The following is a 13,352-nucleotide window of genomic DNA, read 5'->3' as shown; positions in this document are numbered from 1 at the left end:
GACGTCATGTCCACGCCATCCGGCGCAGCCAAATTCGATCCGTCGCGCGCCGCCGAATACGCGGAGCAAAGCCGCATCGCGCTCGCGGGCTACGACGCGTGCCACGATCTCGCCGCATGCATGCTCGCATCGTCGGTCGCATCGGAAGCGGGCGCCGCGCAGATCCTCGTCGCGGGCGCGGGCGGCACCGCGCGCGAAATCGTCGCGCTCGCGGCCCTGGAGCCCGCCTGGCGCTTCACCGCTGTCGATCCGTCGCGGCCGATGCTCGAGCTCGCGAGCGCGAACCTCGCGGCGGCCGGCCTCGACGCGCGCGCGCGGCTACATCACGGCTACGTCGACGATCTGCCCGCCGACGCGCGCTTCGACGGCGCGACGCTGATCGGCGTGCTGCACCACGTGCCCGGCGACGACGCTAAGGCCGCGCTGCTCGGCTCGATCGCGCGGCGCCTGAAGCCCGGCGCGCCGCTCGTCGTCGCGGGCAACTACCGTCGCTATGCCGAGCATCCGCGCCTGCTGTGCGCGTGGGCGCAGCGCTGGCGGATGCATGGGGCATCGCCCGACGAAGTCACGCAAAAGCTCGCGACGATCCTGCGCGGCGCCGATCCGCCCGCGTCCGAGGACGCCGTGCATGCGCTGCTCGACGCTGCGGGGTTCCGCGAGCCGGTACGTTTTTTCGCGAGCCTGTTCTGGGGTGCGTGGGTCGCGACGCGTGACGCATGAGCGCGAGCTTGCCGGCGGCGCGCTCCACAGCGCCAGTTGCGTTTTCGCGCGTCGTGCGATGCATGACCGCTCGGCCGGCTCGGCGAACGGCCGCAACGGTCACTGCACAATCGTTCAATACATTCTGCCCCACGGGCGATAGCTTATCCGTTCCGAGCGTTCACCAACAATGCGAGCGCAAAGGCTGCCGAGCCAGCCTTTTCTCCCGCCGATCATGCGAAGACAGACAAGTCGGCCGCAAGGAGTGCAAAGAATATGAGTGTTGAATCGGTTCGCCGGTTTCTGGCGGAAAAGGCGCCGGACATCGACGTCATTCCCTTGAACGAAAGCAGTTCCACGTTGACGTTGTCGGCAGCCTGGGACATCAAGCCCGCGCAGATCGCCAAGACGCTCGCGATGAAGGTCGGCGACACCCATTTGCTGCTCGTATCCTGCGGCGATTCCCGTCTCGACAACCAGAAAGTCAAAACCGCGCTGGGCGGCAAGGCGAAAATGCTCTCCGCGGACGAAACGGTCGCCGTCACCGGCCATCCGGTGGGCGGCGTATGTCCGTTCGGACTCTCGACGCCGTTGCCCGTTTATTGCGACGTGATGTTGAAATCGTACGATTTCGTCGTGCCGGCCGCCGGCTCGACGCACGCCGCGCTGCGCATCGATCCGGTCCGGCTGGCCGAACTCGTCGAAGCAGAGTGGGTCGACGTCTGCAAATAGCCGGCGCGCCGCGCGCCGTCGGTTATCGGTTGCGGCGGCGTGCGTCAATGACTGTCGGCGCCTTGCAGCGCACGCTCCATCAGCTTGCGCGATGCTTCCTCCGGTTTTGCAACCGCCGTCACCGCACGATGGACCGCCCCCGCCATCCGCAACGCCGACTTGCCCGCCGCCCTGAGTTCCGCAATCGATTCGAAGCCCATCATGTTGAGCGCGGGCAGCATCTCGCTCTTCAACAGTTCGAGGCACCGCTCGACGCCCTTCCCGCCCGCCGCGCCGAGGCCGTAGACATACGCGCGCCCGATCGAGACCGCGCTCGCCCCGAGCGCCAGCGCCTTGATCACGTCCGCGCCGCGGCGCACGCCGCCGTCCATCAGAATCTCGGTCCGCTTGCCGACCGCGTCGGCGATCTCCGGCAGCACATCCATCGCCGAGGGCGCCGGATCGAGTTGCCGTCCGCCGTGATTCGAAATCAGAATGCCGTCGACGCCTTCGTCGACCGCGCGCCGCGCATCGTCGGGATCGAGAATGCCCTTGATGACGATCTTGCCGGGCCAGCGCGCGCGCAACCACTTGACGTCGGCCCAAGACAAACGCGAGTCGATCATCCGGCCGACCGCCGCGGACTGCTCGAGCAACGATGCGCCGAGATCCGGATAGCGCAAGACGTTGCCGATTTTCGGCATTCCGTTGGACAGCGCGCCGACGCACCAGCCTGGGTGCTTGAGCATCGACCACACACCTCGCGCCGACAAACGCGTATCGGCGCGAAAACCGTTGCGCGCATCACGTTCGCGAATCGGGATGTAGCACGTGTCGACCGTCAGGAAGACAACGTCTACGTTCGTCTGCCGGCAACGCACGAGAATGTCCTCGGTCAGATCGCGATTGCGGAACATGTAGAGCTGGAAATACAGCGGACCGAACCGCGCCGCGGCGACATCTTCGAGCGAACAGATCGAAAACGTCGACAAGCACTGACCAATGCCCGCCTCGTCGGCCGCACGCCCCGCCGCGATTTCCCCTTGCGGCCAATACATGCCTGCGAATCCCACCGGCCCGAGCAGGATCGGAAGCCGATGTTCGGCGCCGAGGTACGTCGCGTTCAAACCCGCCGCACTGCTCTGCGCCCCGGTCAACACCTTCTGACGCAACCGCCAGCGTGCGAAATCGCTTTCATTCGCGCGCATCGTGGTTTCGCTGTTCGCGCCGCCGTCCAGATAATCGAAGAAATACTTCGGCACCCGTTTTTGCGCCATTTTTCTCAAATCATCGATGTTCCATGCCTTTCCGACGTCGCTCATCTTGACCCTCTCCATTCGCCGCCGCAACGCGGGCGTTCGCCTCTTCCATGCACGGGCGCCGTAGCGGGCATGCATCTCACTCGCACCGAGGCATTACGGCCATGTTTTCATGGCAGCGGCTCGGATTCGGCAGGATTTTTTCACTAGCTGTCTCATCGACATTCTAATGTTATTTTCATCGACCTTTCACTGATTTTTTAATTATTTAGCACTCCATTTCATCAACGATGACTTTTAAATGGTGAAAGCATATGGGCACGAAGCAAGATAGAGGATCGTCGGTCGCCGAACGGCGCATGAAGGGTCTCGACTTGCTCGAGATGGGCATGTCTCAGGCCGACGTTGCGCGAACGCTGGTCGTGTCGCGGCAGTCGGTGTGCAGATGGGCGAGACGGCTTGCGCAACGCGAGTTGCATGTCGCAAAGCCGCTGGGACGGCCAAGGCGATTGACTTCCGCAAAATGCGCGGTACTTCGCGCCATGCTCGACGACGGCGCGCTCGCGGCGGGTTTCACGAGCCCGCAGTGGACGGTCGCGCGAGTATGCATGTTGATCGAGCGAGAATTCGGCGTCGCATATAGCAAAACCGGTGGATGGGAATTGTTGCGCACGCTAGGCATCTCGTTGCAACGAATGGAAAAACACCCGCGCGCCGCACGCTGATGCACGGCCGAAGACGCTCCGCACCGATGCCCAAGCCGACGGGCATCGGCATCGCATCGCGATAGCGCCCGCACCCTTCCGATGCCAACGGGCCGCCTGATCGAATGCGCGCGCCGACGGCGCAAATCTCATACCGCCGACGGCGAACAGCGGATCGGCTCCGACGCCGAATCGGCCGCTCCAACCGAGCCGAGACGAAAACGAAGAGCCGCAATCGATAACGCCCCCAAGGCAATTACTTCATTCGAATAGCGCAATCAGCGAAACAAGCACCAATATCGCCGCCAAGGAAACATTGATGATGCGGGACGCAACCGGATCGTGCAGGAAACGGGACAACGACACGCCTGCCAGCAGCCAGCCGAGATGGATAACGATGATCATCACGCTCAGCAGGGCAATTTTGGCGGCAGCATCCAGGCCATAGTTGCTGGCAACGAGCGTCGTCCCTGCAAACACCGCGCCGATCGCGATGTACGCCTTCGGATTGGCGACGGCCAAAAGGAAGCCGCCCTTGAACGCGGGAGACGAGACGTCTCCTTTGCGCGCGTCGAGCGGTGGCGCAGTCGCAATCTTGTACGCAAGATAGAGAATGTAGACAGCGGAAATGATGTTGAGCATCCTCGCGCCGTTCGGCATCGACATCACGAAAGCCGTCACGCCCGTCGACACGAGAAGCAGCACGGCGACCGTGCCGGCAATGAGGCCCCAAGCATATTTGAGCGACCTGCGCACCCCGTAGGACGCGCCCATCGCCGTCGCACTGACCGTCGACGGCCCGGGGCTGCCCATCACCACGGTCGCCGCAAGGAGCAGGGCCAGAAGTGAGCGCAACATATCCGAAACTAGATCGACTTGGTTTACCATCGAGGCTCCAATGCACCATTTTTTGAACAGGTAGCTTATGGAAGCGCCACGGAGGCTGTCTTGAACGATTGTGCACGCGACACCGCGCCCGACAGGAACCACATTCGGATCGGCTCCGGCGCCACGGGCATCGAGCGCGCAGAGGCGCACTTCCTCGATCACGCGTTCACGCCCCATCGTCACGACACGTACGCGATCGGCATCACGCTCTCGGGCGTGCAGACCTTCCGCTATCTCGGCGAAACCCACCACTGCCTGCCGGGGCAGTGCCATATCCTTCACCCGGACGAACTGCACGACGGCCGCGCGGGAACCGACGAAGGCTTCGGCTACCGGATCGTCTACGTTGACCCCGCGCTCGTCCAGGAAGCCCTTGGCGGACGCATGCTTCCGTTCGTCCGCTCACCGATCGTTCAGGCGCCCGCCGTCGCCGAAGGACTCGCAGCCGGCGTCTGGAACCTGGACGAGGAAATCGACAACCTGTCCCGCTTCGACATCGCCGTCGCCGTCGCGAACCTGCTGACGGCCGCCGCCGCGAACAGCGGCGCGCCCAAGACCGGCACGCTCGCCGTGGCCGAATTGACGCGCATACGCGATATCATCGCGTCCCGCCCGCACACGGCGATCTCGATGGACGCGCTCGAACACGCCTCGGGGCTCGACCGCTGGACAATCGCCCGCCAGTTCCGCACGCTGTTCGGCACGAGCCCGAGCCGCTTTCGCACTCAACGGCAGCTCAATCTCGTGCGCAAACTGTTGATGGAAGGCGAATCGCTGTCGACCTCGTCCACCGACGCGGGCTTCTCCGATCAAAGCCATATGTCGCGGCACTTCAAGAGCACTTACGGCATCACGCCGGGTTCGTGGATTTCCGCGGTCCGCGGCCGGCGCTCGCAGCACCAGGCAGACCACTAAAGACATTCGACCACCCGGCGGCGGCCGAACACCCCTCGCCCCGCCTCTTCCGACCGCCGCATCCGCCCACCAGGTGGATGCGGACGTCCTCGTCCGAGCGCTTGCGCGCACGCGCGGCCCATCCGGCCGCGCTCGACATTCGGCGCGCCGTCGGCGGCATATCCGCCTGGCTTCGCATAAACCAACCAGCGAGACAAACGTTGCGAACCGCTCGTTACTCGACATCCATCGCGCTGGCGCATCTCGATGACGGCAGCCAACGCCGTTCGAGCTCACGCCATCGGAACGCATGGCCGGCGAAGTCGCGTGCCAGCACATATGGGGATCGTGTCGCCAGAGAGACGATAGGGACTCGTCCGTCGATGATTGAGTGCACAACCATCCATTCACGTCGAGACGGGAACCGCACGCATCGCCGGAAGAATCGCCTCGTCGAATCTCGATGTGCATCTGCGGATCGAATGGTCATCTAGGAATTTTCCGATTCGATTTCCATCGATTTTATTGGCCACCAAAAAAACTAAATTTACAAATCTCAAATTACTCATTCAGAGCGATACAAGTAATTAAAAGTTTGTATTGCCAACCAATCTATAGTCGCAGTAAGTTAAAGGACATAATTCGGCATATGCCTCCGACCCCGCACACCGCGAGCAATTTCCCGTCGCGCCCGTCGCCATCAGCTCGGCGCTCCGGTAGGTCGCGGCGAATCGTCATGAAGTTCGGAATCCTCGAAGCACGGCCTGGCGCGTATGGCTCGAAATCGCACCGTATTTCCTATCGAACACGCGCGAATGGACGTCACCCAGGAACGCAACGGCGTTGTCGGCGACAAACAGATATCGCTCAGGATATGTGGCGACGCGGCCCAAGGATACTTGCTCGAGCGACATCACGCGGCGCCGCGCCAGCCATCGTTCGTGCAACGTCTGGATTTATTCGACGGCGCGACCGTTACGTCGTTCATCGAACACGATCCTTATTCGGTGGAGCTCGAAAGTCTATATCGAGCAGTAGTTGGCGTTCCCGAAAACACCGTGGAATCCACCGAATACAAGGCGATTCAACCCGAATTCGCGTCTGAATGCGTCAGCGAAAGCGGTTTACTGACTGTAATGCGCAACACAGCCGCCGAATGTGGCGCAACAAACTGTTTTTACCATTACTTCAGAATCGACGAGAAAACCGGAAACTTGAAGAACCATGAATTATTAATCGGCGGAACGCCCGTTTGGGCACACCGTTATGTGCATCGCCATTGGTATTTGAACGATCCCGCCATCGCGCATGCACGCAACGACACGCGCCCGCTGCGTGCGTCGACGCTCGCAACGCTGCCGTCCGATCATTGGCTGAATCAGCAGACGCAATTGCTCGGCCTGGCCAGCAACGTGTTCTTTCCTGCACACCGCCGCGACGACGACACGATCGGTTTGTTGCACGTCAGTTCGTCGCTGCCGCCCGCGCAAGGCGAAGAAATCATCTGGCGCAACCGGCGAACGCTGCGCGGACTAGCGACCGAGATGCTCGAATGGAAAGTCACGGCGCAGCGCCAGATGCTTGCCCGAGAAATGTCGCTGAGCCGTCGCGAACTCGTCGCGTTGCGGCTCGTCGGCAGGGGCGGCAACGCGCGCCACGTCGCCGAGGAACTACAGCTCGACGAACATGCGGTCTATCAGCTGTTCACGTCGATCAACAAGAAGATGAATAGCAGCCACATCAAGACGAGCGCGAACAAGGCGAAGCAGCTCGGTTTCCTGGCGGAGGGCTACATCTCCGAATGAACGGGGCGCGGCGCACGGCCCGCCCGTCTCTCCTATCGTCGATGGCCGCTCGCGGGCCGCCCGCCCGCGAGCGGATTCAGCGCCCCAACACCGAATACGCGAGCGATCCAGAAAACGTCGCGAGCACGAGCGACGCGCAGCGCATGAACGTCGACGTATGCGCGGCCCACGAGCGCTGCGACGTCAGCAGCCCGCCCAGGCTCGACCAGCCGACGCCGATCGGCGCGAGCACGATCAGGAACACGACGACCGCCCATCCGAAGTAGCTGAGCGACCGGAACGCTTCTAGCGGAAACATCGTGCTCGCAAACAGCAGTGCCTTCGGGTTCATCAGCGTCGCGACGAACAGATCCGCGAAACTGATCGGCCCCGCGGTCAGCTCGTGCAGCGCGCGGCTCTTCGTCCACATCTTGACCGCGAGCCACAGGATGTACGCGGCGCTCAGCAGCTTGATCGCGCCGAAGAGCCAGGGCCGGCTCGCCGCCACCGACAGCAGGAAGAACCCCCATAGCGAGATCGCGACGACATAGCCCAGCGCCTCCGCGATCACGAGGTGCCAGGTGCCGCGCAGGCCGGCCTTCAGGCCCGACGACAGCAGCAGCGTGTTCGTCGGCCCCGGCACGATCAGCACGAGCGACACGTATAACGACATCTTGAGCAATGCATCCTGGATGAGCACGGCGCCTCCTCGGTTCGTCGGCTTCGATGGTGGTCGTTCATCGGCCGGCCGCCGGCGCGGACGAAGCCGCGGCCGGTGCGCCGGCGAAGTAGCGATTGCCGTCCGGCGCGAGCCAGTCGGCCCGCGGCGGCGTAAACACGTCGAGATCGACCGCGTCCTCGAGACACAACGCGTTGTGCGGCACGTTCGCCGGAAGATGCAGGATCTCGCCGGGCCCCACCTCGACCTCGTGCTCGAGGCGCTCGCCGTAACGGAACAGCAGGCGTCCTTCGAGGATGTAGGTGAACTGCTCGTTCGGATGCGAATGCGTTCCGACGAACGCGCCTTTCTTCAGGAACAGCTTCGCCAGCGTCAGCGCGTCGCCCGAGACGACCTGACGCTCGATCCGATCGGTCAGCACTTCGCGCTCGACTCGATCCCATGCACCAAAACCTCGTTCGCTCAAACCTGTCACGATTCCCTCCTCGTTCGATCGTGTGAAATGCGTCCGCGCTCACGCGGACAGCTCGCGAATCCGCACGCCGTCGCTCGCGCGCTGCACGTCCCGCTCGCGCGCGAGACGGCTCGCCTCCTCGATGATGATGTCCTCCTGGCCGGCGACGAGCTTGCGTTCCGCGAGCCGCTTGTACAGATCGAACTCGTTGACGCCGAACTCCTGCGCCGCCTTCTGGATGTGCGGCACATAGCCGGAAAAGAGGCCGTACAGGCCGCTCGCGATGTTCGCCGGCTGGATGTGCGGCGTCTTCGGATTCAGGAAAGCCTCGGTGCTGCGCGCGAGCGTCATCACGCGCTCGAACGTCGTTCGCGCGCCGTGCCCTTCGCGTTCCATCGCGGCGACGAGCGTCTCGAGCTGCGTGTTGCCCGCGCCCGCGCCGAAGCCTTTCACGCAGGCATCGACGATGCGCGCGCCTGCCTCGAGCGCGACGAGGCTGTTCGCGACCGCGAGCCCGAGATTGTTGTGCGCATGAAAGCCGACGTCGATATCGAGGCCGTCGACGAGGCGCTCGACCTTCGCGCGCACGAGCGACGGCGTCGAGTAGCCGGCGCTGTCCATCAGCACGACCGCCTGCGCGCCGTAACGCTCCATCAGCCTCGCTTGCGCGAGCAGCACGTCGGGCGGCGCCATGTGCGACATCATCAGCACACCGAACGCTGTGCGGCCCGCGTGTCGCGTCTGCTCGATGAAGCGCGCGGACACGTTCGCTTCGGTGCAATGCGTCGCGACGCGCACGACGTCGACGCCGATCTCGAGCGCGAGCGCGATGTCCGCCGCCTTGCCGAGCCCGGGAATGAAATGCACGCCGAGCCGGCTCGTGCGCAGCGCGGCGCGCGCGGTCTCGAGCATCAGGCGATCGCCGATGGGCGTCTGTCCGAGCAGGCACGACGAACCGCCGAGACCGTTGCCGTGCCCGACTTCGACGACGTCGATGCCGGCCTCGTCGGCCGCGCGCGCATACGCATGAATCTGCGCAGCGCTCAGTTGATGGCGAATCGCGTGATTGCCGTCGCGCAAGGTCGCATCGCTGATCAGTATCATTGTGTGGCTCCTTGTCTGGCGGTTGCATGTCGATGCGAGGCGACCGCGAGCGCCGCGCAATTGATGATGTCCAGATTGCCCGCGTACTCGGGCAGGTAGTCGCCGCGCCCGCGCACCGTCAGGCCGATCGTGATCCTGCCCTGGCTTTCGAGCGGTTCGACGACAAGCCGATAGCCGGGCACGTATTCGCGAACCTTCTCGACCATGCCGGCGACGCACGCACGCACCCGATCGAAATCGCGATAGCGCGCGTACGCATAGAGCGTGGTCTGCATCCGCACGCCGGGCTCGGCGGGATTGATGTTGAGGATCGCCTTCGTCTTCTTCGCACCGCTGAATTTCGCGAGCGCGTATTCGGTCGTCGTCATGTATTCGTCGATGTTCTCGCGCGTCGCGATGCCGGCGCTGCGCGACGCGATCGCCGACACCACCTCCAGGTATTCGATCTCGTCGACCGCCTGCTTCAGTGCGTACGCAAGCGGCAGGCTCGCCTGCCCGCCGCAGGTGATGAGGTTCACGTTCTGCTCGGCGCCCATGTCGTCCAGATTGATGCACGGCACGCACAGGCGGCCGAGCTTCGCGGGCGTCAGGTCGATCACGAACTTGCCCGCGTCCGAGAAGAAGCGATTGTTGATTTTGTGCGCGGCGGCCGACGTCGCGTCGAACACGAGGTCGTACGCCCCCTCGTTCTCCTTCAGGAAGTCGAGACCGTCGCTCGACGTCTCGACGTTGCAGCTGCGCGCGAGCTTGAGTCCGTCGCTCTGCGCATTACGCCCGACGACGAACCTCAGATCGAATTGTTCGGATGCCTTCACTTTGAACATCAGATCGAGCCCGATGCTGCCCGACCCGAGGATCGCCACGCGCGTGCGCGATGATTTGTTCTTCATATGCCGCTCTCCTCCGTCAAATGACGCATGCGCGCCGCCGAACCGCGCATGCCGCTTTGCACACCCGCCGCTTCGCGTGCGAGCACACGCTCCAGCTCGCGGCCGATTTCGCCGAGCACGCCCTCTTCTTCGCCGTGCATGAAGAAATGGCCGCCCGAAAAACCGACGTAGCGCGCGGCTCCGCTCGTCTCGGCGAGCCAGCCCGACAGCCCGGCGTCGCTCACGAGGCCGTCGTTCGAGCCGTGCAGCACGAGCAGCGGGCAATCGAGCGGCGGCGCTTCGACGTATCGGTACGTCGCGGAGATCGTCAGATCCGCCCGCAGCCGGGGCAGCCAGAGGTCGCGCAGCGCCGGATCGGCGATCAGCGCGTCGGGCGTGCCGTTGTAGTCGCGCACCGCGGCGATGAACGCATCGTCGGGCAGCGTCTGAATGCCCGCGTCCCGCCAGCGAAAACGCGGCGCGCTGCGGCCCGACGCGACGAACAGCGAAGGCTTGGCGAAGCCGCGCGCGCGCAGCAGGCGTGCGAGGTCGAACGCGATCAGCGCGCCCATGCTGTGGCCGAAGAACGCGTACGGCAGATCGAGCAGCGGCGGCACGACCTCCGCGAGCGCCGCGACGATCGGCTCGGCGTCCTCGATCAGCGGCTCGCCCAGCCGATACTCGCGGCCGGGCAGTTGCACCGCCACCACTTCGACCCAGTCGGGCAAGCCGCGCGGCCACGTCCGAAAGATCGACGCGGTCGCGCCCGCGTAGTGAAAGCAGAAGAGCCGTACGCGCGCATCCCGCGCCGCGTGGACGATCAGCCACGGCGAAGCGGCCGCCGATTCGCGCGCGCTCATGACCGCGCTCCGTCGCGCGCCGGCACCGGCACGGGCGTAAGCCAGTTCCATTTGTCCGCGTGCGTGCCACGCACGATGCCGAAGTACTGATCCTGGATCGCCTTCGTCACGGGGCCGCGCTTGCCACCGCCGACGAACATCCTGTCGACCGAGCGCACCGGACAGATCTCGACCGCGGTGCCGGTGAAGAAGATCTCGTCGGCGAGATAAAGCATCTCGCGCGGGATGCTCGTCTCGGTCACGGTGTAGCCGAGGTCGCGCGCGATCCGAATCACGCAATTGCGCGTGATGCCGCTCAGGATGCTGCTGCCGATCGACGGCGTGAAGATCTCGTTCTTGTAGACGAGGAACACGTTCTCGCCGCTGCCTTCGCTCACGAAACCGTTCGCGTCGAGCGCGATGCCCTCGCTCATCCCGTTCTCGTGCGCCTCCATCACGATCGCCTGGCCGTTGACGTACTGGCCGCCGATCTTCGCGAGCGTGCTCGCCGCGCCCGCGCCGTTGCGCCGCCAGCTGCTGACCTGCACGTCGACACCCTGCTCCAGCGCCTCGTCGCCGAGATACGCGCCCCACGGCATCGTCACGAGCAGCGCTTCGGCCGGGCATTGCCGCGCGTCGAGCCCGAGCGACTCGCCCGCGCCGCGATAGACGAGCGGCCGGATGTACGCGCTGCGCTGACCGTTCGCGCGCAGCGTCTCGACCGTCGCCTCCATCCACTGCCCGACGCTCATCGGCGATGGAATCCGCGCGACCTTGCAGCTGAACAGCAAGCGCTCGAAGTGCTCGCGGCCGCAGAGAATCGCCGCCTTCTCGCCGATCTCGTAGGCGCGCACGCCCTCGAACACGCTGGTTCCGTAATGCAGCGCATGGCTCATCACGTGCACCTGCGCACGCTCCCACGGCACCAGTTCGCCGTTCTTCCACACGTAGCTCGCTTTCATCGCTGTTGCGCTCCTCACATGACGTTGTATTGATTGAATGCGTCGACGACGCTGCGGCCTTCGACGATCGCGTCGCGAACCTTGCGTTCGAGCCGGTTCTTCGCGATCGCGCGGTTGATCACTTCCTGCTCCGCTTCGCGCGGAATCACGCAGACGCCGTCACCGTCGCCGAAGATCAGGTCGCCCGGCCGGATTCGCACGTGGCCAACGGTGATCGAACAGCGATAGTCGACGACGTTGTGGCGCCCCTGCAGCCCGTATGCGTACGTGCCGTGCGCGAACGCCGGCAGGTTCAGATCGGCAATCGCGTTCGCGTCGCGCACGTGCGCGTTCAACACGACACCCGCCGCACCGAGATTGCGCGCTCGCGTGACAAGCAGATCGCCGAGCCGCGCGACGGCCGTCGGGCCGCCGCTCGCGACGTAGACCTCGCCCTGACGCAACGCCTCGACCGATTCGAACAGCAGTCCAAACGGTTTCGCGTCATAACGCTTGAGACCGCCGTGCGGCACGGGCGGCTCGTCCTGCACGGGCATCGCGCGGCCGATCATCACCATGTCCCGCCGCAGCGGGCGGATCTCCGGCGGCAGCATCGGGTACGCGAACCCGAGCTGCTCCATCACGTCGCTGACGGGGCAGGTCGAGAGCTCGGCGCGCATCAGCGCGAACAGCTCGTCATCTGAATTCCACTGCGCCATTTGTCTGTCATCCGAGTAGAGTGGAGCTCGCATCGCTCAAGAGCGGCTCGAGCTCGCGGTTGATGTGGTCGAGTACCGACGCCTCTTCGTCGTGAATGAAGAAGTGGTCGCCGGCAAACCGGTAGCGTGCGAAGCTTTGCCGCGTCTCGCTCGCCCAGCGTGCGAGCCCGTCTTCGCGCACGAGGCCGTCGTGAACGCCGTGAAAGACGACGATCCGGCAATCGAGCGGCGCTTGTGGCTCGTAGCGGTACGTCTCGAACACGGCGCCGTCCGCGCGAATCCGCGGCAGCAGCAGCTCGAGCAGCGCCGGGTCCTGCAGAATCGCGTCGGGCGTGCCGTTGCAGCCGCGCAGCACTTCGACGAACTCGGCATCCGACAACCGATGCCGAATCACTTCCGGCTTCACGTCGGGCGCGTTCTGCGCGGACGCGATCAGAAGCCTCGGCTGCGGATATCCGCGAGCGCGCAGCACCCGCGCGACCTCGAAACCGATCAGCGCGCCCGTGCTGTGCCCGAAGAACGCAAACGGCCGGTCGAGCAGCGGAGCGAGCGCGTCGACGAGCGGAGACGCGACTTCGTCCATCGAGTGCAACAGCGGCTCGTTCAGCCGGTTCTCGCGGCCGGGCATCTGCACCGCGACAAGCTCGACGCCGTCCGGCAGCGACTCGACCCAGTTCCTGAAGATCGAGCCGCCGCTGCCCGCGTAGTGAAAGCAGAACAGCCGGATTCGTACATCGGGTTTCCGTTCGTCGGCGCCGAACAGGAACCAGCGGGCCTCGCATGCATTCATGTCGGCGCCTTCCTTCGC

At 64.5% G+C, this 13,352-nt stretch carries 15 protein-coding genes; 5 read left to right on the top strand and 10 right to left on the bottom strand.

Annotation, left to right across the window (positions count from 1 at the left end):
- Positions 1-6: 6 nt before the first annotated feature.
- Entirely contained in the window at positions 7-720 is a 714-nt protein-coding gene (locus tag WT60_RS22970) for a class I SAM-dependent methyltransferase (protein WP_038748105.1), read from the top strand.
- A 255-nt stretch (positions 721-975) separates the two neighbouring features.
- Complete coding sequence (locus tag WT60_RS22965; RefSeq protein WP_038748104.1) at positions 976-1,431, top strand: YbaK/EbsC family protein; 456 nt, start codon at positions 976-978, stop codon at positions 1,429-1,431.
- A 44-nt stretch (positions 1,432-1,475) separates the two neighbouring features.
- On the opposite strand, the gene WT60_RS22960 is transcribed toward WT60_RS22965, so the two are convergent.
- Entirely contained in the window at positions 1,476-2,732 is a 1,257-nt protein-coding gene (locus tag WT60_RS22960) for an alpha-hydroxy acid oxidase (RefSeq protein ID WP_060355677.1), read from the bottom strand.
- A gap of 251 nt (positions 2,733-2,983) precedes the next feature.
- Between WT60_RS22960 and WT60_RS22955 the strand changes: the two genes are divergently transcribed.
- The gene (locus tag WT60_RS22955; RefSeq protein WP_059581232.1) at positions 2,984-3,394 is read left to right on the top strand and encodes a winged helix-turn-helix domain-containing protein; all 411 of its coding nucleotides are present in this window, start codon (positions 2,984-2,986) and stop codon (positions 3,392-3,394) included.
- A 240-nt stretch (positions 3,395-3,634) separates the two neighbouring features.
- Here the strand turns inward: WT60_RS22955 and WT60_RS22950 are convergent, their stop codons facing one another.
- Entirely contained in the window at positions 3,635-4,228 is a 594-nt protein-coding gene (locus WT60_RS22950) for a LysE family transporter (protein WP_038748140.1), read from the bottom strand.
- 93 nt (positions 4,229-4,321) lie between these two features.
- Here WT60_RS22950 and WT60_RS22945 point away from each other — a divergent pair, with 93 nt between their 5' ends.
- Both WT60_RS22945 and WT60_RS22940 read left to right on the top strand, forming a co-directional pair.
- Positions 4,322-5,176: an AraC family transcriptional regulator gene (locus WT60_RS22945; RefSeq protein ID WP_038748103.1), complete on the top strand. Its 855-nt coding sequence runs from the start codon at positions 4,322-4,324 to the stop codon at positions 5,174-5,176.
- Between the two features lie 752 nt (positions 5,177-5,928).
- Entirely contained in the window at positions 5,929-6,960 is a 1,032-nt protein-coding gene (locus WT60_RS22940) for an autoinducer binding domain-containing protein (RefSeq protein ID WP_038748101.1), read from the top strand.
- Positions 6,961-7,036: 76 nt separating this feature from the next.
- Here WT60_RS22940 and WT60_RS22935 read toward each other — a convergent pair whose 3' ends face one another.
- From WT60_RS22935 to WT60_RS22900, 8 genes are read right to left on the bottom strand one after another with little or no spacing between them, the layout of a single operon-like run.
- Complete coding sequence (locus WT60_RS22935; RefSeq protein ID WP_059581226.1) at positions 7,037-7,639, bottom strand: LysE family translocator; 603 nt, start codon at positions 7,637-7,639, stop codon at positions 7,037-7,039.
- 37 nt (positions 7,640-7,676) lie between these two features.
- Positions 7,677-8,084: a cupin domain-containing protein gene (locus tag WT60_RS22930; RefSeq protein ID WP_038748097.1), complete on the bottom strand. Its 408-nt coding sequence runs from the start codon at positions 8,082-8,084 to the stop codon at positions 7,677-7,679.
- 48 nt (positions 8,085-8,132) lie between these two features.
- Positions 8,133-9,176, bottom strand: a complete 1,044-nt coding sequence (gene dmpG / locus WT60_RS22925) for a 4-hydroxy-2-oxovalerate aldolase (protein ID WP_038748096.1) — start codon at positions 9,174-9,176, stop codon at positions 8,133-8,135.
- On the bottom strand, positions 9,173-10,066 hold the full coding sequence (locus WT60_RS22920) for an acetaldehyde dehydrogenase (acetylating) (protein ID WP_038748095.1): 894 nt from the start codon (positions 10,064-10,066) through the stop codon (positions 9,173-9,175). The genes dmpG and WT60_RS22920 overlap by 4 nt, the downstream gene beginning before the upstream one ends.
- Positions 10,063-10,905 (bottom strand): thioesterase domain-containing protein, encoded by an 843-nt coding sequence (locus WT60_RS22915; protein WP_038748093.1) that lies wholly within the window; start codon positions 10,903-10,905, stop codon positions 10,063-10,065. Before WT60_RS22915 ends, WT60_RS22920 begins: the two co-directional genes overlap by 4 nt.
- A complete protein-coding gene (locus WT60_RS22910) occupies positions 10,902-11,846 on the bottom strand; it encodes a branched-chain amino acid transaminase (protein ID WP_038748091.1) in 945 nt (314 codons plus the stop codon). The genes WT60_RS22915 and WT60_RS22910 overlap by 4 nt, the downstream gene beginning before the upstream one ends.
- A gap of 14 nt (positions 11,847-11,860) precedes the next feature.
- Positions 11,861-12,544, bottom strand: a complete 684-nt coding sequence (locus WT60_RS22905; RefSeq protein WP_059671611.1) for an RraA family protein — start codon at positions 12,542-12,544, stop codon at positions 11,861-11,863.
- Positions 12,545-12,551: 7 nt separating this feature from the next.
- Positions 12,552-13,334, bottom strand: a complete 783-nt coding sequence (locus WT60_RS22900; RefSeq protein ID WP_059671612.1) for an alpha/beta fold hydrolase — start codon at positions 13,332-13,334, stop codon at positions 12,552-12,554.
- Positions 13,335-13,352: the final 18 nt, after the last annotated feature.

The sequence above is a fragment of the Burkholderia sp. MSMB617WGS genome, assembly GCF_001532025.2.
Taxonomy (GTDB): Bacteria; Pseudomonadota; Gammaproteobacteria; order Burkholderiales; family Burkholderiaceae; genus Burkholderia; species Burkholderia savannae.
Note: the sequence above shows the minus strand (reverse complement) of the source record. Positions and strands in the feature narration are given on the sequence as shown.